Below are 20,858 nucleotides of genomic sequence, written 5' to 3' on the forward strand. Positions count from 1 at the left end.
AATGAATAATAAATTAAGTAATATAGCAGTCCGATACCGAAAGTTCAGTAAAGGACAATACATAGAAAAAACTCACTTCAATGAATTTTTGGATTATTTTGAAGATCAGGATCGTTTATCCAGAGTAATGCTGGAGGGAGTGGGTGTTGTATGTGGCTTCAAACCTAAGCTCGTTTATGTTGATAAACGGTTGAACAATATACAGCTTTCCCAAGGAGTAGCTATAACAACCGACGGAGATTTGCTTACCCTCAATAAAACAAGTGAAGTGAGCAAAGATTTGTATGTGAGTGATTTGAAAACCATCAACATAGAAAACCAAAAATATACACACTTTAAAGCATATGATAACTTTAAAGTAGGATATGCTCCGTTTTACGACGATAAAAAGACAAAACAGATTGAACTTTGGGAACTGGCAACAGAAGAAGAAGCAACCTCTGATTTTCAGCCTATTAATAATCTTTCAAATCTGGAAAACAAATGTGTATTGCTCTATCTGGAAGATTACGAAAAAGATATTAAACCCTGTAGAGGAGTAGATTGTGATAATCACGGAATCCAGCAAATACGAAATCTCAAAGTACTGGTTACTACAGAAAAACAAATGGCTCATATTATTGGGCAGATTGGTTTTAGCATTGATCCTGTGACCGGTGAAGTAGTACCCAACAGAAGAGATACTATTCAGCCTCATCCTTTGTTTCTAAAGGATATTATGAAGCCGGTAAAACAAGAAAGAGTAGTTGTAGAAAGACTTATTTTAAATAATAAAGCTGAAGCAAATATTCTCCCTTCCGATATCAAAAAGCTTTATCAGGATGTTTTACAAAAAAATGATTACGGGCAGGCTATTTTTGAGAAAATCAATGCAATTTCTCAGGTAATAGGAATGGGAACAGCATCTCATCCAGGTTTTAAAAGCGCATTAGAAAATATTCTTACCCAAGAAATAGGGTTCCAGTATGCTTATGATGCAGTGCAGGATTTGGCGGATACTTATTCTGAGATTATCAAATTACTTCCTAAGGCATTTACCGTATCTCTTCCAGATTTGATTTCTTTTCCTAAACATGTGATGCTTGGGAAATTGATACCCAACAAACAACTGGATCCTTTTAGGCATCAGTTTTACAATTCACCTGTTTTAGATGAAGAAAAAGCAATGGAAAGGGTTAAATTCTTGATCCGTCGTTTTAATCAGCAGGTACAAAGCTTTAGACTTTCAAGCACTAAAAGTCAAATTAGAATTACTCCGTCTCAAAAGTTAAAACCACTAAGTAATAAAGCTATTCCTTTTTACTATGAGGCTTCAGAGGCACTTCTAAAAACATGGAATTTTGACAGAATAAACAATCGCTCGTTTCTTGAGAATATAACATTCAATAATCCATTCTATAATATTGAAGGGCATCACGGAATGGATTACAGAGAAGCTTTTGACAAGATAAAAGAAATTAGAGACCAACAACAACTGGGATTTGATATTATGGCATTGTCTTTACAGGAATTGGTAAATAACAAAGACCTTTCAACAGCATATTTCAATGAGTATGTAGAAGCACATCATGGGCTAGAACATAAGCGTGGTGTAGAGCGTGGAGGTACTTTTGTACTGATCTTTGATAATATAGGAAGAGATACAAAAGTGATTGCAGATTTTTCGCTTCCTTACATATGCTGTACTCCAAAAATTGACGTTAAATTAAGCTTGCCAAGCCCTATTGCTTGCGCCAAATCAGACCTGATCCCTTTCACGGTATATCCTATGAATGGTGATGTGAGAGCTGTTGTAACTGGAGGCTTAAACGGAGGTGTTGTGTTAATAGATGGAAGATATTTCCTTAACCCATCATTGGTGAGCGCTGAGCTTTATAATAAAGAAATTAGCTTTACTGTAAACGGAAAACCTACTAAATGTACCGTTAGAGTACTTCCACAACCGGATATCAAAATAAAAGCTGATTCTGTTACTTATCCAAAAGGAGATTCAAAAGACACTATAGTTAACTTTAAGATTTCAGGAGAAAATATTGGAGATTATACTTACAGTTGGGACTTCTGGGATAATGGTCGTTGGGTTAATATGGCGCCGGATGAAAGAGGAATTGTTACGTATGCTTTCTCTGAGCTGAACATTTATAGAATTCCAACCGTAAAAGTAAAAGTAATTAGTGGTGAGTGTGCTGAAACAATTGAGGTAAATCTGCCTCTGACAGAAGCTTGTCCGGTGGTTTCAGATATTACCTACACAGTAGTTGATAATGATAATGGTAACCAGACATTCACATTTAATTGGGACTTACCATCAGACCTTTCGGCAGTTACTGGCTTGAATATTTTTGTTTCGGAAAATCCTTCAGCGGGATGGAGTACTGAATCCGGATCTTATACCCCAAAAAGGACGATCACAAGACCTATAGGTAAAAAATACTACTTTAGATTTGGTTTAGTGGGTTCATGTAGAGAAGAAGGAGGTATTGCAGGTCTTCCTGGATATAATAGTATCGGAATCGGACCAGATGAAAATAATCATCCCCCAACTGTCTCAATCAAATGGAAAGACACTTCAGTACTTGATGAAAGATTATGTAGAGAGGCGGTTTGTAATTTCACAATTGTAGTTTCTGCAGATGATGTAGATGGTGATATTGATAAAATTCTGATTTATAAAAGTATTGAAGGAGGCACATCTATTCTATTCAAGGAAAACCCAGAAGGAAATATGTTTTCGGATTCAATAAACAAGGCAGGTAAACAGTCGTACTGGGCAGTTGTTATTGATAAAAAAGGTAATGAAGTAACTTCTAATATACTGTCTTATAGAAAAGAAAGTCACGCACCATCAGTTTCAATCAGATGGAATGATATATCAGGAAATGCAAATAGAGATTGTACAGAACCTGCTTGTAGCTACTCAATTGAAGTTTTGGCAAGTGATGCAGATGGTGATATTAAAGATATTCAGATTCATAAAAGTACTGATGGAGGTAGTACATGGAGTTTATTCACACGAAATCCATCAGGAAATATATTTGAGGATTTTATAAATAATGTGGGTACAAATTCCTATAAGGCAGTTGTAGTAGACGAAGAAAACAATGAAGCGGTATCAAATATTCTTAAGTATAAAAAAGAATACCGCCCAACGCTTGTAATTAAGAGTCTTAAGCCTGTCTCAACTTGCTGTACTCCTGAGTTGCCTGTTATTACATCTTATCCGGGAGGGGATGATGTTTTATATGTTGATCTATTTGGGCTTACTGAAAATACTTTTGGGTTAAAAGGCACAGGTAAAGCAATACCTCATCTGGATGATCTTCAATATTTCTGGAGTAAACTAGACGGTCCGGAAGTAACTCTTGAGAATGTTAATAATTCTAGTCTTGTCGTTAAAAATCCAAGTCGTGGAACTTACAGATTCCAGCTTTTGGTTAAAGATGTTAGTAGTGATGCATTTGGAGTCAGTACAATTAAGGTCGTGGTGAGTTAGAATTAATTTCAGTTCAATATATGATATAAGGAGCTGTCTTAAGTACAAATTCTTTATATCGTATCTAATAATCTAAGGGAGGTATTTTTCATTAGTAGAATTGTACCTCTCTAGATATTAGGAAAAATATAATAATAACAATAAAACATAATAAAAATGGAAAGTTTAAAATGTGATGTTTCATTTAAGCTAGATTACGAATCTTCCGACTTGATAGGAGAAGCAATTGCGTATTATAAACCTTCGGACTCTGATACTGAAACTCCTTATAACATAATAGATGATTTGAATGAAGATTCTATAAAATTGCCTATTAATAGTCTTGGTAGTTATGATCTAAGAGTTAAATTGTCTGCAGGTGCTGTTAGTGATGAAGAGAAAATTGAATTTATAGTCGGGAAGTGTGCTACTTGTGAACCGCCCAAGGTAAATACAGTAGAAGAAGTGGAATATGGTCAGTTGGTAATAAATTATTTTGCTGATCCTGTTGATCTTATAACATTGGAATATCAGATAGCATTGGATGATGAATTTACGCACATTATTTATTCAAAGGTTGGGTTTTATAACAACCCATCAGAATCTATTGATATGAATGATGCAAAGCTCCCTGATGGTAAGCTTTTATACGTAAGAATGAGAAGATATTGTAAATCAAAAGGAATTGATGTGATCTCGGTTTGGTCTGATGTTTTGGAGTTTAAATCCGGCGAATGGAAAGATCCTTTAGAGTGCTATTGGTTAGCACCTGGTGATGATGTAGGAACTGTGATGTGTAATGGAGGGCACGGTTATTCCTGGAAGACTAGAGCTACTTGTGATACACCTGTTCCAAAGATAGGAAGTACAATTCTTTTGCCTAATCTTGTACCGGCATTAAAAGAAAATATAAGAAAATTTCTTATAGATGCAGACGATAAATATAAAACGCGTGGACTAGGTTATATTAGGTTTGTGAATGTTACTCCGGATATAATTTATATTATAAAAAAAGACACCGCTGAGATTGAATTTACTAAAGAGGTGGATTGTACTAGTACCTAATATTGCTTACCAAAAAATCTCAATAAAATCCTCAAAAACTGAGGATTTTATTGAATAAATCCGTTCTTTGATCATCTTCTGTTATTCTTACGTCTTGTACTTATAATATTGAAGAGTTTGGCAACATCTTTAAGGTGGATTTCCATGTCTTCATAATATTCATTCAGAGAATGAAGGGTAATAATACCATTCTCAACATCATGATTGATGATTCGTTTCACTAAAATACCTTTCTCTTTGTGAACGATAACAAAATCCCACTTATCATAATGCAGCTTACTCATCCAGTAATCCTGTCTGATATTTCTACATAAAATAATATCACCTTCCAGATAGCTTTCATACGATCCGTTATCCATGCTGTCTCCTTTTACTTCGAAACACATGTATTCACCACGATGTTCTATATCATCAGTAAAAGGAATGGTAGGAAGACTTTCAATATACTCTTCATCAGCAAATCTGCTTAAGTAACCGGCTTGTGCATATTGATTCGCAAGCGGAACATTCATGATCTTTAAATTTGAAAAAACTACGGGAGAAGCACTGTCATCATTAAGTTTATTTTGTTGTTCCTGTAATAAATTGGTTACAAAATAAGCCGTTGTTTCCGGTATTTTCCGTTCGCCTTTTTCCCAATATTGTACGGCTCGGGTCCCTACCCCTATAGATTTTGCTATATCAGCTTGCTTCATGTTGAGCTTTTTCCTGATTTCTTTGAATTCTAAATAGTTCATTTTGATGTGTTTAATAGTTTACATGGAAAAAATATGCAAAATATTCGCTTTTATGTTTTGAAAAACGAACAATGTTCGTATATTTGTTTCGCCGTTAGAACGAAACATGGCAAATATACAAAATTATATTTATAACTTAATGTTGATTTGGTGTTTTGGATGTTTTATAAAATGTTGTAAAATATGTAATTAAAAGGATTGTGTGACTGTTTTTTACCTGGTTCTTTTTGTAAATGGATTTTAATTTTTTTTTTGCTTTTTCCAGCGCTGGCTAATACAAAAATAATCTTTTTAATCTAATTGAAATGCAATAATTACGTTTTTTAACTGATTTTAAATGATTTTTGTTCGTTTGTTGTTCGTTTTTATGGTGTGGAAATGCGTTTATTTTTGAAGCTTATCTGAATAAAGCAGTCCTTTTGTTCTTTATTTTCTTGAAAAATAAAAAAATATCCCAAAATGTAGAATAATACTACCGTTGAGCATATAAAAAATCGATTAATTATAGTTCATCGTAAAATGGGTAATACATTCTGAGTAACAAATGAAATTTGTAAAACAAACTCAGTCTTTTTTAATAATAATTTAATAAAAACAAAATAGACTGTTGTGCAACTTTACAAAACAAGCCACTGGATATAAATCTGACTATTGAATTGTCTATAAAACATCAATTCCTTACAAGCATCAGTAGAAATATTTATATGAAAGTAAAATTTAAAAGAAAGAAGTCAGGGTAATATTTCGATTGGAAAAAGACCTGCAATCGACTTCCTAAAAAACAAAACTTAATAATGGATTCAGGCATCTGCTCAAAGGTTAAATATTTAGCCTTTAGGAGTTCTTATGGACTTAATTAACATTCAGAAAATAAGAAATGCGAAGCCTGATTCAAAAAACTATAACCAAAAAACTTTTTAAACCAGAGAAAATGAAACGTAGTAAAGAATTAGTAGAAAAAAGAAAAGATTTTGTGATCGATTATGTAAGACGTAATCAAAATAAACAAATGAAGGTGATTGTAACAGAGCTTACAGAAATGCTGTTTTTATCAGAAAGAACAATATACAATATCATCCTTCAGGCTTAGTTTGAATACCTTAAATAAATTCAGCATTAGCATTGCGTAGAATGCTATTATTAAAATAATCTTTTAGAACTAATATACACCATGAATTAGATCTTGAAATTATTCATTCTCAAAAAGACAAGAAAGGGCTTGATGGTAATATACAACCCTCAATAACAACCTCACCGGATTCCTCTGAAGACGGTATCTGAATCTTTTTCAAATTTAAATTTATAGGTGAAATACTCAGGTGAAAAACGGTTTTTGCTTTTTAGTTCTGTTGCTTTCAATAAAGATGAGCTTAAAAAAGAAACCGTTTGACCTTGAGGTGTTGAATTAATGTCCTAAAGATTAAAAAACTAATACTCATTTAATAAAATTCTATAACCATGAAAAAAAAAGAAAAGAAGAAAAAGAAAAAAACTAAGGAAAAGCTGGAAGATCAAAGAAGAGATATCAGTGATCTTATCGACGAATTAGCCTATGCAGATGACAGCGAAAATATTAAAAAAATCAGAAAATTTTTAGACGATATGTACATTCTGAGCCAAGAATGATGAACCATTTCAAACTTACTGAAAAAATAAAAAACTTTAATCAATAATACTAAGATGAATTTGGATAGTATAAAAGCCCTTTTGATCGGAACTGCAATAGCTTTTTCAGGAGGATTATTAAGGGTATTGGTCTCCATACAAAATAAAGAGAAAAAACAGCCGTGGGAACACTTCATTACCCTGATGATCGTCATCATTGTAGGCTTTACAATGAGTTATTTGATGAACAGAGCTGAGCTGCATGACAAATGGTATTCAACAGGAATATTGTTTGTTCTCGGATACGGCTACGATAAATTCCTGAAGATGATCACAACGAATTTACCTAACTGGATTGATAAATCAGTAAATCTTTTTATTGAAAACAGATATGGAGTGAGATCAGACAGACAGCCTGATGAAGAAGAAAAGAAAGATGATGTGATTCAATAGAATAGGAAGTGAAAAAGTAGGAGTTGAAAATAGTAATTATTTAAACCTAATCAATCAGACCTCATATCAATAAATAATTCTACTCAAATACTTAGACCATTGCAGTGAAAAGATCTTTTGAAATACTTTGCTGCAACTACAGAATCCATCACTTGAAAAAAGGGTAATTCTCCCCAAAAAGAGTGAATTTTGAAACTAATAACCTGAAAACTCAAAAGAGAGAAAGCCAGAAGTGGTTCAGCATTACCTGTTTCTCATTGCAGCGCTGAACACGCTTCCGGTTATTTACCTTCTTAAAGAAATCCACCATACACGGACTGATTTTTCAGATCAGCAGGTATATAAAACGCAGTAATATCATTGCGTTTTGTTCGCCTTTTAACTCAATATGAAATTAAAAAACTAAGTCAATGAAAACAGCAAATCCTGTAGAAAAAGACAACAAATCCCATCAGAGTAAGGGCAAAAAGCAAAGCCCCAAAGACTCGGTGGTCATCCCTCTATCCGAGGTAGATGTAGTCAGAACTCAAACACAACAATCCCAACGTAATGGAAGTGTTGGAGCAGCTTCTGGCTTACAAAACATTTATGATCAAGGGTCAGAAATAATGAACGGAAAGTTCCAGAATAGCCTGGCAAAAACTGGCGATATCAACCATCCCCAAACCAAAGTAGCTGAAAAAAGTTATATGGCGACTACTAGCATTGATCAGGCACGTGATTACAATGATGGTAAATCGGGAACTTATCTTCCCAAAACCGTGCAGGAACAGGCAGTAGCTTATCAGGGAAGTAAAAACAGTACAGGAGTATCCGGAACAGTCAAACAGGCAACGGCAAAAAGTACATCGGGGAAATCAGGTATTGTTCCTATGGAACAACCCAAATCACTACCTGAGGATGATGCCGTAGAGATGAATAGTGAAGTTAAAACACCAGTAAGTGCAAAAGATAATCCAGGCTTTATGGAACTGAGTGGTAACATCAATACAACAGCCAAATTACAGAAACGTCACGAGTCTGCACCAAAAGCAAGCAACGATGCACAGGCTGCCGCACCATCACCATCCAATGAACGTGAAAGTATGGCACAGGCAGGGCAGGTGAATGTAATGGATGAACAAAAACCTGGAACATTCAGTAAAGACGAGTTTAAAGCTTTATTGACTGCGAAAATCAAAGGAATAAAGCTTCCTGCAAATGAAGCCGAGGCAGATGAATTTGAGAAAAATAACAATATCCAGGAAGTGAATAAAAACGCGATGGGTGATGTGAAGAACGAGAAAAATGCAGCTTCACATGATATCGCTGATGCAACAGCTAAAAAACCTGATATTACAGGACAGCCTGTACGACCTGTTGCCAAAATGCCAACACCTAACGTTGGTAAAGCTCCGGGTACACCAAGTGTGGCTAAGGCAATGCCTGTTAAACGAGATGCAGCAAGCGTGGAGAAGCCTATTCAGGAGCAAACTGCAAGTATTGATAGCGAGATGAAAGCTAATGGCGTAACTGACAGTATGCTTGCTAATTCCAACGAACCATCATTTACAAAAGCGTTGGCAGAAAAGAACAACGCAAAAACCCAAAGTGCAGCCGCTACACAGCAGTTTAGAAAAACAGAAGGAAGTGAATTGGCGAAAACTAAAGAAGAAGCTCAATCACAGGCTGTCCGTCAAATCAGTGGGATGCACAGTGCCCGTAAAGGTGGTTTAGATCATGCTCATGGTGAACAAAAGCAAACCGCAACCAAAGACAGCCAGAAACGTAAAGAAATTGCCGATCATATTAACAGCATTTATAATAGCTCCAAAACGGATGTAGATGGTATTTTAAATAATCTTGATAAATCTGTAGCAGAAAAATTTGATAGAGGAAGTAAGGCAGCCAAAAAAGCATTTGAAGATCATATAGATAAAGAAATGGATGCTTACAAGCTAAGACGTTATGGAAGAGCAGGTATGACTTATGGTGCTATGGCAGCACTCACTTTAGTAGTATGGGATAAACTTACCGGCTTACCTGATGAGGTTAATAAATACTTTGACAGTGGTAAAAAATTATACATTAAAGTTATGGACCGTTATATCGACGATATCGCGACCCATGTTACCACTCAGCTTAATGCAGCTAAGACCAGAATTGCCAAAGGTAAAAAAGATGTGCAAACATACGTCAACAGTTTATCACCAAGTTTACGTAAAATAGGTAAAGAAGCTATCACAGAAATCCAGAATAAGTTCAATGCCCTGGAGGAAAGTGTAAACAATAAAAAAGATGCGTTAATTGATACATTAGCTAAGAAATATGCAGACAATGTAGCAGGTATTGATGCCAGAATTACAGAACTGAAATCACAGAACAGCGGATTGATTAATAAAGCTCTTGATGTGCTTAAAACAAGTGTTTTTGCAATCATTATTGAAATTAAAAACACCCTTACCAATCTATTGTCTGGTGTGATAGAAGCAATTCAGGCGATTATAACAGATCCGATAGGATTCTTTAGAAACCTTATTGCGGGAGTTTCACAAGGGTTTACCAATTTTGGAGCTAACATCTGGACTCACCTTAAAACCGGATTCTTCGGATGGTTGACCGGAGCGATGAAAGGTATTTCTTTAACCATGCCGGAAGATGTATTCTCTCTAAAAGGCGTATTCTCTATTACCACGCAGGTGCTTGGCTTAACATGGAATGGCATTAGAGCTATTGGAGCCAGAGTAATAGGAGAACCTGTAATGAAAGTTCTTGAAACTGGCTTTGAAATGGTACAGGTCGTTCGTAAGGAAGGTGTTGCCGGACTTTGGGAGCACTTGAAAGACCAGTTTGCAGACCTGAAAGAAACAGTAATGGATGCTATTATGGACATCATCCAAAATCAGGTGATCCAGGCAGGTATTAAATGGGTGATGGGATTACTGACTCCGGTTGGAGCCTTTATAAAAGCCGCTATGGCGATTATAGATGTCGTGAAATTCTTTATCCAGCGAGCAGCCCAAATTATGGAACTGGTGAAAGCCTTTACAGATAGTATAAAAGCAATTGCCAGCGGAAATGTAGGTGCAGTAGCTAAAGCAATAGAAAATGCATTAGGTAAAGCTGTTCCGGTACTGATTGGCTTCCTGGCTTCATTACTGGGAATTGGCGGATTAGCAGATAAAGTTGTGGGAGTAATACGTAAAATACGTCAGCGTATTGAAAATGCGATTGTGAAGTTCTGGAATTTTGTGAAAGGTAAAGCTAGAGGATTACTTGGGAAGTTTGGAATAGGAGGTAAGAAAAATAAAGATAAGAAGGAGAAAAAAGTAGAAGACAAAAATGTAAAAGAGAAATACGATGATAGAAATGATTCCGAGAAGCGTAAAGATCTACAGGATGGTTTAGCTGCTGCAAGTACATTTGCTAAAAAACCAGAACATGGAATAGAAGAGATAGAAAATGAGTTGCCAAGCATACAACATAAATATGGAATGCAGCAGCTAAAAATGATAAAAGATAAAATAAAAGGTGATGAATTTACGATACATTTTTATGGAAAAGTAAACCCTGAAGGTGAGAGTCCGAAAGAACACAAAGAGTACAAGCCTATGGACATAACTTTTAGAGTTACAGAAAATAATTTGGTAACAGTAAGCTATCATTATGCGCCGGTAGCACATCATGCAGGGGTACGAGATTTTGTTATAACGTTTAAATTACTAGAAGGAAGAAAAGTAAGCCAAACTTTTGTAGGTAAAAATCTTGCACTAAAACTAAAAGGTACTAGAGGTGTTGTTGTGAGTGCAGGTAAGCTAGCTCAAGAAGACTATGATATAGAGCTAAATAGTGCACATGGTATAGCCGACTGGTTTATGGGATCTGGTTATAAAAAAGCACTGAATCTTATTCTTACCTCTAAAGAGTTTAACCAACAAACAATGAAGAAGGCAGAAACTCAGTTGCAACAACAAATTGTTAGTATTGCTCAAGATAAAGATAATGAGGGAAAAAGAATTACTTTTGATATAACAATAAATGCTATTTTTGAAGTCTTAGAAGAAGACAAGTTGATCGGAGGTCTTAAAATAGCATATCCTAATATGACAGAATTGCAGACTAAAATAATGAAGCAGGCAATCAATGCTAAGCAGGCTCCTAGAAGATGTGAAAGCGTAGATTATGTCGCTAGGTTGTATGATGAAAATGGGAAGAGATTAGGAACAGCAGAAAGTGAAGTTGAACATGGAGATATTTGGTTAGATAAGTTATTTAATAAATAGTAAGTATATGATAAAAGAAGTAAAGAAATTATTAGAGTTTTTGTTTAAAAAAGAAACACAAGCAATTAATGCTAAACATTACAAAGAAAAATTTGATGAATATAATAGTTTGGCAGCGGAAATAAAATCTTATATGAATGACATTACTGTAGGTTTGGGGTTACCTATCCATAGAAGATTAAAAGACGATGAATATTATGAAGATTTTAAAAATGCTCCTTACCCAATGGCTCGGGATTTATACAAGATAAGTGAATACAATCATGCTGCGTATGGTAAGTTATGGGCTTGCTATGTTTCAGGAGCGAATCCTATTCAAAATAAAGCAAAATTAATTTTTGATTGTTTTATAATAAGCAAAGTAGACGAGGATTTAAAGATTATAGCAGATTTTATACCAGACCCTGACACTAGTAAATGGATATTTGTAGGAGGTGATAGAAGTATAAAATATTATGAATTAGGTGAGCCCGTTGCTATAGAACGTTATTTAGAACCAACTGAAGAATGGAGTTTGGAAGAGTATTTAAAAGATAAATAACACATAACATTTATAAAGCGAAACTTTGCAAAAAGTTTCGCTTTATCTTTCCCCAATCACCATCCAGTCTCATTTCAATCCTCCAATATAAAAGAATAATCAATACTTTTGAATACATCAAATAAACCAAAATTAATAACCCATTAAAATCTTAAATATGAAAAAAACACTATTCCTTTGCTCGCTTCTCTTTGGGCTTTCCGTTATAAGTGCACAGACTATAGAATCCGGAAGCCGCAGTACTACAGGTTATATCAAAAGTGACGGAACCATAGAAAACAGTAGCCATTCCACGGTAGGATATATTAAAAGTGACGGGACAATTGAAAATAAAAGTCGTAGCACAATTGGGTATATCAAAAGTGACGGAACAATCGAAAATAAGAGCCGTTCTACGGTAGGCTATGTGAAAAGCGATGGAACAGTAGAAAACAGCAGTCGCTCAACCATTGGTTATATCAAAGATGATGGAACAGTAGAAAGCAGTAGCAGAAGCACTATAGGCTATGCAAAAGGCATCAAAAAAGAATGGGCGGCAGTAGTATATTTCTTCTTTAAACTGGATTAATAAATGATCTCTTCATAAAGAAACTATACTTTAAACATACAGTAAAAAGTAAGGCTCGGATTTTATAATCCGAGCCTTTTTATTGAAACATCCATAAATGAATTTTTTTTTAAAATATCACGCAAATCAATCAGCCGCTTCATCAGAATCGATTATCGATTCCCTCCTTAGCTCACTTAAAATAAAACGCAATTAAGAGGAAACCTTTGCGTTTATAAAATCTCCATTACTCAATTCTTCTCTCCAGCACTAATACATCTCATTCTCCAAAAAAACAGAACCCACTGCAACTACAGAACAGGAAGGTCAAAAAACTTTCCCATGAACAAAAAAAGTATGAATTTTGAGCATTGAAACTTAAGCAACCAGCCATCCGATTTTTTTAAAAAAGGACTGAAACTACTGAATATCCAGGCTGCAAAATTTTTCCCAACACAAAAAATAAGTTTCGAATCTTAGAAAAACATACTATAAATAATCATCTAAAACCTAAGGCTTTTATACCCAATAAGCCGTAAAAAATATTATCATGGAAGAAAATAAACCCATCACAAGAGAAGAGCTAAAAACCTATTTTGAAACAGGTAAATACCCTACACAAAGCCAGTTTTCGGACCTGATTGATTCTTTAAAGCATAAAAAAGACCGCCTCACCAATAAAGAAGCTGTAATTATTGCTAACAGCATTGTCTCTATAAATAATGTATACCTTGGTTTCTACGCATTTGGTATTGAAAATCAAAAATTTCCAATATCGATCAGCTCTGATGATGAAGATGTTCAGGAGATCATTATAGAAAATACGCCCAGAGGTGAAATAAAACAATATTTATTTGGGAATGGTCCTTATACCTTTAGAACAAAAGAATTCCCTGCAGAAGGATTAGGAGAGAATGAATATTATTATTTAGAGATTGTCTCGAGTGATTCTACCAGAATGGTAAGGATATTTGGAAATAACCTTCCAACAATTCCTGAGGGATTAGAGTTTGTTATGTCTGAGGATAGGTGGTTAAACGCAAGGATAAATAAGATGAATGTAGGGCAACAATTAAAAATTGTACACACAAATATTGAATTTGTTAATAAAACAGAGGTACCTGTTCAATATAAGATAGAGGCAGGACAATGGGCAAATCCTTATACGGGTAAAAGCATCGTTACTGATCATTATGATATGCATGATATCCTTTATTTAGTGTTTAAAGCAGACCTTCGGGGAACAAATCAGTCTATAGGGTGTAGTGTCTATGATATGGATAGCAATAAGCTTTTAAAGACCATTAACCTGGAAGCTGGGCAGAACATCCAAACTACAGAGGGAGTAGAAATAAAAGAAATCAGAAATGTAAGAATTGAATGTAATTATTCTGTAAACTAAATACAATCAAATTAGAATAACAAATTGTCTGATCTTATTAATTTAAAGGTTGCAGCAAATACAGAATAGGAAGCCTCAAAACTTTACCATAAATCTTAAAAAGATCAATTTACACTTAATAAACAATATTTATATATAAACTAAAACCAAAGGACAATAAAGTAATTATGGAAGATAATAAATTAACCACAAGAGAAGAGCTTAAAACCTATTTTGAGACCGGGAAATACCCTACTCAGAGTCAGTTTTCAGATCTGATAGATTCTTTAAAACATAAGCAGGATACCTTATCTAATGACGAAATGGTAATGTTTGCAAATAATCTTGCAAAGCTCAATAACGGATTTGTTAGTTGTAGTTTAATTGATGATTTAGAAATCTCAATAGTTGTAAGCCAACAGAATAGAGAAGATCAGGTTATAAAATTAGACAATACCTATAATATGGAGAAAAAGCATTATTTTTTTGGAGCTGGTCCTTATACGATTAAAGCAAAGGATTTTTCAAAAGAAAAATTAAAAGAAAATGAATATTACATTTTACGTTATCAGATTGAGCAAAGTTGGTCGTTTAATAGACTCTATGGAAATAATCTACCTAAAATTTATGATGGATTTGAGTTTGGAAAATTGATAAATCGAGGATTTGGCTTACAGATTACGAAACAGAATTTTGGAGGGAAAGTAGACATTGTGAATACCAATATTAAGTTTGTGAACAACACTGATATACCTATTCAGTACAAACTGGAAGCTAATTATTGGAATAATCAATATACAGATAAGGATACTGTTACAGACCATTACAGTTTAGATGATGCATTCTCTCTTTATTATAAGGCTAATTTGGAGAAAGCTCCTCAGTCGATAGAATGCAAACTCTACGATATCGATAAAGATATTCTCGTTGCGACAGGCTTCTTAAATGCTGGGTACAACCTCGAGAGAGCCTGGGGAGGGGGGGGAATTATAGGAATCAGAAATATAAGAATAGAATGTGATTATATCACTTCAAAATAATAAGCCTAAAGAATTTTGAATAATTATATACTAACAACTTTATAATCTTTGGTGATACCATCCAGTTACTGCAACTACAGAATGGAGAAGCCAAAAAACTTTCCCGGAAACTAAAAAATGATGAATTTTGAACTTTAAAAACAAAACAAAAGTAGAAACTAAAACCAAAGAATAATAGAGTATTATGGAGGATAACAAACTAATAACCAGAGACCAGTTAAAAACCTATTTTGAAACCGGGAAATACCCCACAGAGAGCCAGTTTTCAGACCTGATAGACTCTTTAAAGCATAAGCAAGATGTTTTAAACAGAAGAGAATTATTAATCCTTGCCAATAGTTTGGCAACTATTGATGATACATTCATCTACTATACGGCAAATGAAGTTGGAAATTTAGAGATGCAGATTGCAGTAAGCTCACAGGGTGAAGAAGACCAGTTGATTACAATAAAGGATTCCACAAAAATGGGCGTAGTCAGACAATTCTTACTAGGTAAAGAACCCTATACCATTAAATTGAAAGAAATATCACAAGGTGACTTAAAAGAATATGATTATTACAGCCTGGATTATAAATTAAGTGATAATGCTCAAGTTCGTAGATTATTCGGGAATAATCTGCATACGATTTCCGAAGGTTTTGATTTCGGAGAACTAAAGAGTTTTAGATTACCTATAGATATTAGGAAAGTAAGTAGTAGCAAGAAAATAAATATTGTAAATACCAATATTAAGTTTATTAATAACACCAGCTTGCCTATTCAATACAGGGCATTCACTCAATATTGGAGTGATATATTTAAAAAAGAAGACTCGCGTACTGATCATTATGACGCTTGGGATAATCTGACTTTTCAATATATTGCGGATCTTAGGGCATTTGAACAGACTGTACGATGTGATATTTATGATGACAATACGAACATGCTTTTAACCACAGGATACTTACTTGCTTGGCAATATCAGGACTATTGGGATGGCGGTTTTGTAGAGAAAGTCAGAAATATCAGAATTGAATGTAATTATTCCGTAGATTAAAAGTATTCAAAATGATTTCTGAATGTAAACAATAATAAGAAATCATTTGCTGACGAAAAGCACAATCTATCAATATAAAAAGATTTTAGGATCACAGCACAAGAGAGCACTTACTCACAATCTATTCCTAAAAATACAATCCTCACCCAGTAAAAAATTCTTTTAAATACTGGAGTATTCAGATGTATCATCATCCGTTTCGAAGGATATTCATCATCACAATTATCGTATTTATTTTCCAAAATCAGTTAACAAATTCCGTGAAATCGGAGCGTGTCGGCTTAGGTTATCCTTAATGGAAATAAACAGATCGTTTCAAAAATAAATAAGAATCAAATCCCATGGAGTCAGAACAATTACAAGAATTATTTACTCATTTAGAAAAGGTTATTACATGGCGTATCAACAATCCTTCAGAGGATTTTAATATAGGAGCCCCTGAATTTAATCCCAATAACCATGAAAACTTTCAATTAGGACATTATATTTCAGGGAAAGGGCTTACCCATAAGGAAATTATTATCCTTTTAATAGCATTACTTCCAAGATTGGAACCAACATTGTTGAAGCGTATCTTTCTCGAATTTCCGGGAAATACATTGTTCGATTTCTGTTCAACCAATGATAACGGTAGGCTCTTTTATCCTACAATCCAGACCATTCAGTATATTTTAGGAGGTGAAAATATTTCCGAAAGATTAAAAACACTGGATTATTTCGGATCAGATTCCGTTTTAATCAGAGAAGAAATTCTTGTTTTTTCCAGTCATGATCCTATAGCAATGAATAGCCAGATCAGTATTCATCCTGAAGCCTTCAGTGCGATGATCTTTGGCTTGGAATCTCTCCCGAAAATGAGCAATGATTTTCCGGCAGAACAAGTGAAAACCCTTAGATCTTGGTCAGATTTAATACTTCCTGATGCTACCCTAAACGAGCTTCAGAATATCGAAGAATGGTACAATAGCAGACATATCCTTATGGAAGAATGGGGCATGCAGAAAAAGCTTAAGCCAGGTTTCAGAGTATTGTTCTATGGAGATCCGGGGACAGGAAAAACCCTTGCGGCAAGTCTTTTAGGGAAATATACAAACCGTCCGGTTTTCAGAATAGATGTTTCTATGCTCGTCTCCAAATATATAGGAGAAACAGAAAAACAATTGGCTAAACTGTTCGATAAAGCAGAAAACAAAAACTGGATCTTATTCTTTGATGAAGCAGATGCTATTTTCGGAAAACGTACCACTGTAAGAGATGCGCATGACAAATATGCCAATCAGGAAGTTTCTTACTTATTACAACGTATAGAAACCTTTTCGGGGCTTATTATTCTCGCGTCCAACTTTAAAAATAATATGGATAAAGCCTTTACGCGACGCTTTCATAGCTGCATACAATTCAATAATCCAAAGCATGAAGAGCGTCTGCGTATCTGGCAGCAAAACTTACCGGTACAATTACAGCTGGATGATATCAACTTAGATCAAATTGCCCAACGATATGAGCTCACCGGTTCCAATATTATGAATGTGATACAGGATGTCAGCTTAAAAGCCATTGCACTAAAAGATAAGAGCTATAAAGTAAGCTTAGACATGCTGGTAGACAGCATCAGAAAAGAATATGTGAAAGAAGATAAAATATTCATGTAAGGAGTTGAATTTCAATTAGAATTCCTCGCATTGAAAACTAAAAAAACAAAAGACTTAAAAATAAAACCAATGAAAGCGAAAATTCTAATATTGCTCCTGCTGAGCGGTCTCATGCTCGGCTGCAGGAGTAAACATAAAATTACAACCACTTACAAAGAAAACAGAACAGAAACGGAAAAAGTAAAAACCGATTCTTCAAGCTTACAAAACTTGCAATCAGTTCAAAGTACATCTGAAGATGTATCTCTCAAAGAATCAAAAAATGAAATGTCAGGAGATATGGTGATCAAAGGAAAATCTGATCTATCCAATCCCTTTGTTTTTCATAATGTAATGGGAAAAGATACCATCCAAAGTATTTCTATCATGGGAAATGCAGAATATACCATCAGCAACCATTATACGAAAGCAGATCATAAAAAATCAGAGGTCAAAAGAGAAGAATCAGTATATATTGTTCAGGATGTAGCTCAGAAAGCTGTTTCAAAAGAAACCATCAAAGAAGTGAAGGCGAAGGTTTCAGAAGAGACAAGAAAGGTAAAGTCAACAGGTTTTGAAGTTGCAGCCTGGATCTTCATCACTCTGATAGGAATCGCTTTAATCATCGTCTTTTTCATCTATAAATATTTAAAAAAATGAAAACATCACAAAAAGGAATCAATCTGATCGTATCATTCGAAGGATTCAGCTCCAAACCTTATCTTGATTCTGCGGGAATTCCAACCATAGGGTACGGAAATACTTACTATCCGGGTGGAAAAAAAGTTACCATGAAAGATCCGGCAATCACAAAAGAAAAAGGAATAGAACTATTTTCATCTGTTTTACCAATCTATGAAAAAATAGTAAACAATAAAGTAAAAATAGCCCTTACTCAAAACCAATTTGATGCCCTTGTGTCACACACTTACAATACAGGCGGATCTGATACTCTGTTTTCCCTGATCAATAAAAGAGCAGGCGAGGAGGCGATCAGAATCTGGTTTACTACGAAATACGTTACAGCAGGCGGAAAAACTTTAAATGGATTGATCCGAAGAAGAAAAGCGGAGGCGGATATGTTCTTTGCGAAATAAGTCTATCTCAAAAAAAGAATAATCACTTAGATTATTCTTTTTTTGGAGATTTAAGAAAATCTTTAAAAGTATTCAAAATTTCTACATCGTATTCTTTCTCAATTTTTGCCTTTTCTATTGTAAGTAGTGTCTCTTCTTTTTGAATTTTAAAGTTACGTTCTATTTGAGAAAGGTTGCTTAAAATCTCTGATTGCTTTTCTATATTTTTTGTTAATACAGCAATTTTCAAAGCCGAACATTTTGCTGATAAGTTTGTAAGCTCATTTTGAAAGTATTTTCCATCTTCCAAATTGTTTTTATATAATCTAAGGAAGAAGAAGGAAAAAAGTTGAATGAAAATTGCAAAGGTTACACGAGGAATTATTTGTATTGAAAAATCTTCTATATTATTATATTTATGATTGGATAAAAGCGAAAAACCTAAGGTAAGTATAGCGAAAATACTACCAGTAATACCAATCGATAAATTAATTATCGAATTACGTTGGATTGTGTGAATATATTTAATAGTATTAGCAACTAAAGGGGTTAACTCAGAATTTATTTTTTTATTTAAAACAGAGTTTGTAATAGTAAGTTCTAATTTACTTTCTACTTTTTTTAAAATTGATTCTTCAAAATTAGATTCTATTCTTCTTTGCAAGCTGTTCTCAAGTTCATGAATGTTATTATTTTTATCCATAACCTCACTTATTTTATTGGTTATTAGGTCATGGATTCTTCTACTTTCTCGAAGTTGATTAATATGATTCTTTAATACTTCCTCTCTTTTTGAATTACGATCATTGTAAAGAAATTTAACTATAAACGGTATTAAAATTGTTACGGTTGCAATGATTATTATTGCGATAATAAAGTATTGATTACTAAATAGATTGATTAGGTTTTTGTATTTGGTATCATTTTCCAAAATTGAAGCTATTTGTATAGTTGCGAAAATTAATGCTAGTAATACAAGTAATTTTTGACCGTTGTTAGCAATAAATTCTATTATTTTGTCTTTCTTTTTCATGGATTTAATTTGGCGGCGAATATACAAACAATTCAAAACCCTGTCTTATGGTTTGCCGTAGAATTATGACTATAGTCATATATCACCTAAATAAATGTGTATATATTTGAGTCTCGAATAATTTATTTTTATCAAACACTTTTTAACCTCCCAGTTGCTAGGGGGCGTTTTTATTGCTTGATTTTGTAATCTAAAATTAAAAAACTATATTATAAATATAAGAAGAGACCTTCTGAATAAACCGGTGGTAAAAATCGCATGGGTAATAAAAAATAATTAATATGCTTACAGATGAGTGGTATAAAATTATTATTATAGTAATTAATATATTAGGTTTACTACTTAATTATATTAGTCTATATCGCACAAAAAAATAATGATAATAAGAATTCCTTTTATAGGATCAGATGGTTTAAAATATTGAACCTGATAAAGCCAATTAATGTCCTCGGAGAGATCCGGGGATTTTTTTGTGGATAACTTTTTTAATGCGTCAAGTTCTGTCGTATAAAGGGTTTTGCTTTGTTGTATTAAAATTGATACAAAGTACATCAATATGTTTTATGATAATTGGTTAAAAATATATCTAATTTTGCAAAATGGAACGGTCTATTGTACATATGGATCTGGATACTTTTCTTGTATCCTGCGAGAGGTTCGTGAACTCTGAACTCAACTGAATGCACCAGATAATAGGCGGTGGAGATAGAGGAGTTATATCTTCATGTTCTTACGAAGCCTGGAAATTTGGAGTGCGTTCGCTATGCCAATGCGTATGGCTTTGAGATTATGTCCTCAAGCTATAGTAGTCAAGAACGATATAGAATTATGACTACAACAATATCCGTAAAACTACGTATATCATACACTTAAACGCGTGTTATCATTAGAAATCTGCCCCTATATAAGACCTTTTTATAGGGTTGTTTTTTGAAATATATTGACTTAAATAAAATATTAATGCATTTCGTTGACG

The 20,858-nt window shown here is 34.0% G+C and carries 16 protein-coding genes and 1 pseudogene; 15 read left to right on the forward strand and 2 right to left on the reverse strand.

What is annotated here, in order from left to right; all coding sequences use genetic code 11:
• Window position 1 precedes the first annotated feature (1 nt).
• Together BW983_RS01995 and BW983_RS02000 are read left to right on the forward strand one after the other, a co-directional pair.
• Window positions 2–3,493, forward strand: coding sequence for a PKD domain-containing protein (locus tag BW983_RS01995; RefSeq protein ID WP_076549509.1), 3,492 nt, complete (start codon window positions 2–4; stop codon window positions 3,491–3,493).
• A 210-nt stretch (window positions 3,494–3,703) separates the two neighbouring features.
• Window positions 3,704–4,537: a hypothetical protein gene (locus BW983_RS02000; RefSeq protein WP_139329204.1), complete on the forward strand. Its 834-nt coding sequence runs from the start codon at window positions 3,704–3,706 to the stop codon at window positions 4,535–4,537.
• A gap of 71 nt (window positions 4,538–4,608) precedes the next feature.
• On the opposite strand, the gene BW983_RS02005 is transcribed toward BW983_RS02000, so the two are convergent.
• The gene (locus BW983_RS02005; protein ID WP_076549513.1) at window positions 4,609–5,274 is read right to left on the reverse strand and encodes a S24 family peptidase; all 666 of its coding nucleotides are present in this window, start codon (window positions 5,272–5,274) and stop codon (window positions 4,609–4,611) included.
• Window positions 5,275–6,205: 931 nt separating this feature from the next.
• Here BW983_RS02005 and BW983_RS23945 point away from each other — a divergent pair.
• The 12 genes from BW983_RS23945 to BW983_RS02060 all read left to right on the forward strand — a co-directional run bounded on the left by BW983_RS23945 (window position 6,206) and on the right by BW983_RS02060 (window position 18,870).
• Complete coding sequence (locus BW983_RS23945) at window positions 6,206–6,364, forward strand: hypothetical protein (protein ID WP_165602205.1); 159 nt, start codon at window positions 6,206–6,208, stop codon at window positions 6,362–6,364.
• Between the two features lie 368 nt (window positions 6,365–6,732).
• Complete coding sequence (locus tag BW983_RS23950; protein WP_167369950.1) at window positions 6,733–6,900, forward strand: hypothetical protein; 168 nt, start codon at window positions 6,733–6,735, stop codon at window positions 6,898–6,900.
• A 54-nt stretch (window positions 6,901–6,954) separates the two neighbouring features.
• Window positions 6,955–7,332, forward strand: a complete 378-nt coding sequence (locus BW983_RS02015; protein WP_065393014.1) for a hypothetical protein — start codon at window positions 6,955–6,957, stop codon at window positions 7,330–7,332.
• A 410-nt stretch (window positions 7,333–7,742) separates the two neighbouring features.
• The gene (locus BW983_RS23955) at window positions 7,743–11,594 is read left to right on the forward strand and encodes a phage tail protein (RefSeq protein ID WP_076549517.1); all 3,852 of its coding nucleotides are present in this window, start codon (window positions 7,743–7,745) and stop codon (window positions 11,592–11,594) included.
• 7 nt (window positions 11,595–11,601) lie between these two features.
• Window positions 11,602–12,135: a hypothetical protein gene (locus tag BW983_RS02025; RefSeq protein WP_076549519.1), complete on the forward strand. Its 534-nt coding sequence runs from the start codon at window positions 11,602–11,604 to the stop codon at window positions 12,133–12,135.
• A gap of 157 nt (window positions 12,136–12,292) precedes the next feature.
• Window positions 12,293–12,703: a 5-fold beta-flower protein gene (locus tag BW983_RS02030; RefSeq protein ID WP_076549521.1), complete on the forward strand. Its 411-nt coding sequence runs from the start codon at window positions 12,293–12,295 to the stop codon at window positions 12,701–12,703.
• Window positions 12,704–13,232: 529 nt separating this feature from the next.
• Window positions 13,233–14,084, forward strand: coding sequence for a hypothetical protein (locus BW983_RS02035; protein WP_076549523.1), 852 nt, complete (start codon window positions 13,233–13,235; stop codon window positions 14,082–14,084).
• A 167-nt stretch (window positions 14,085–14,251) separates the two neighbouring features.
• Window positions 14,252–15,103 (forward strand): hypothetical protein, encoded by an 852-nt coding sequence (locus BW983_RS02040; protein WP_076549524.1) that lies wholly within the window; start codon window positions 14,252–14,254, stop codon window positions 15,101–15,103.
• Between the two features lie 184 nt (window positions 15,104–15,287).
• Window positions 15,288–16,142 carry a hypothetical protein gene (locus BW983_RS02045; protein WP_076549526.1) on the forward strand — a complete coding sequence of 285 codons (855 nt, stop codon included), beginning with the start codon at window positions 15,288–15,290 and terminating at the stop codon, window positions 16,140–16,142.
• A gap of 341 nt (window positions 16,143–16,483) precedes the next feature.
• Window positions 16,484–17,794 (forward strand): ATP-binding protein, encoded by a 1,311-nt coding sequence (locus tag BW983_RS02050; RefSeq protein WP_076549528.1) that lies wholly within the window; start codon window positions 16,484–16,486, stop codon window positions 17,792–17,794.
• Between the two features lie 69 nt (window positions 17,795–17,863).
• Window positions 17,864–18,433 (forward strand): hypothetical protein, encoded by a 570-nt coding sequence (locus BW983_RS02055; protein ID WP_139329205.1) that lies wholly within the window; start codon window positions 17,864–17,866, stop codon window positions 18,431–18,433.
• Window positions 18,430–18,870, forward strand: a complete 441-nt coding sequence (locus BW983_RS02060) for a lysozyme (protein WP_076549533.1) — start codon at window positions 18,430–18,432, stop codon at window positions 18,868–18,870. Before BW983_RS02055 ends, BW983_RS02060 begins: the two co-directional genes overlap by 4 nt.
• Window positions 18,871–18,901: 31 nt before the next feature.
• Here BW983_RS02060 and BW983_RS02065 read toward each other — a convergent pair whose 3' ends face one another.
• Complete coding sequence (locus tag BW983_RS02065; protein ID WP_076549534.1) at window positions 18,902–19,882, reverse strand: hypothetical protein; 981 nt, start codon at window positions 19,880–19,882, stop codon at window positions 18,902–18,904.
• Between the two features lie 599 nt (window positions 19,883–20,481).
• Between BW983_RS02065 and BW983_RS24275 the strand changes: the two are divergent.
• Window positions 20,482–20,711, forward strand: a pseudogene (locus BW983_RS24275) (Y-family DNA polymerase); the annotation flags it as partial.
• Window positions 20,712–20,858: the final 147 nt, after the last annotated feature.

This window comes from Chryseobacterium ureilyticum (genome assembly GCF_900156735.1).
Classification (GTDB): Bacteria; Bacteroidota; Bacteroidia; order Flavobacteriales; family Weeksellaceae; genus Chryseobacterium; species Chryseobacterium ureilyticum.

Bases quoted from the DNA above. Each gene is read 5' to 3' on its own strand.
- BW983_RS01995 (WP_076549509.1), top strand. From the start codon at position 2: ATGAATAATAAATTAAGTAATATAGCAGTCCGATACCGAAAGTTCAGT.
- BW983_RS02005 (WP_076549513.1), bottom strand. From the start codon at position 5,274: ATGAACTATTTAGAATTCAAAGAAATCAGGAAAAAGCTCAACATGAAG.
- BW983_RS23945 (WP_165602205.1), top strand. From the start codon at position 6,206: ATGAAACGTAGTAAAGAATTAGTAGAAAAAAGAAAAGATTTTGTGATC.
- BW983_RS23950 (WP_167369950.1), top strand. From the start codon at position 6,733: ATGAAAAAAAAAGAAAAGAAGAAAAAGAAAAAAACTAAGGAAAAGCTG.
- BW983_RS02015 (WP_065393014.1), top strand. From the start codon at position 6,955: ATGAATTTGGATAGTATAAAAGCCCTTTTGATCGGAACTGCAATAGCT.
- BW983_RS23955 (WP_076549517.1), top strand. From the start codon at position 7,743: ATGAAAACAGCAAATCCTGTAGAAAAAGACAACAAATCCCATCAGAGT.
- BW983_RS02025 (WP_076549519.1), top strand. From the start codon at position 11,602: ATGATAAAAGAAGTAAAGAAATTATTAGAGTTTTTGTTTAAAAAAGAA.
- BW983_RS02030 (WP_076549521.1), top strand. From the start codon at position 12,293: ATGAAAAAAACACTATTCCTTTGCTCGCTTCTCTTTGGGCTTTCCGTT.
- BW983_RS02035 (WP_076549523.1), top strand. From the start codon at position 13,233: ATGGAAGAAAATAAACCCATCACAAGAGAAGAGCTAAAAACCTATTTT.
- BW983_RS02040 (WP_076549524.1), top strand. From the start codon at position 14,252: ATGGAAGATAATAAATTAACCACAAGAGAAGAGCTTAAAACCTATTTT.
- BW983_RS02045 (WP_076549526.1), top strand. From the start codon at position 15,288: ATGGAGGATAACAAACTAATAACCAGAGACCAGTTAAAAACCTATTTT.
- BW983_RS02050 (WP_076549528.1), top strand. From the start codon at position 16,484: ATGGAGTCAGAACAATTACAAGAATTATTTACTCATTTAGAAAAGGTT.
- BW983_RS02055 (WP_139329205.1), top strand. From the start codon at position 17,864: ATGAAAGCGAAAATTCTAATATTGCTCCTGCTGAGCGGTCTCATGCTC.
- BW983_RS02060 (WP_076549533.1), top strand. From the start codon at position 18,430: ATGAAAACATCACAAAAAGGAATCAATCTGATCGTATCATTCGAAGGA.
- BW983_RS02065 (WP_076549534.1), bottom strand. From the start codon at position 19,882: ATGAAAAAGAAAGACAAAATAATAGAATTTATTGCTAACAACGGTCAA.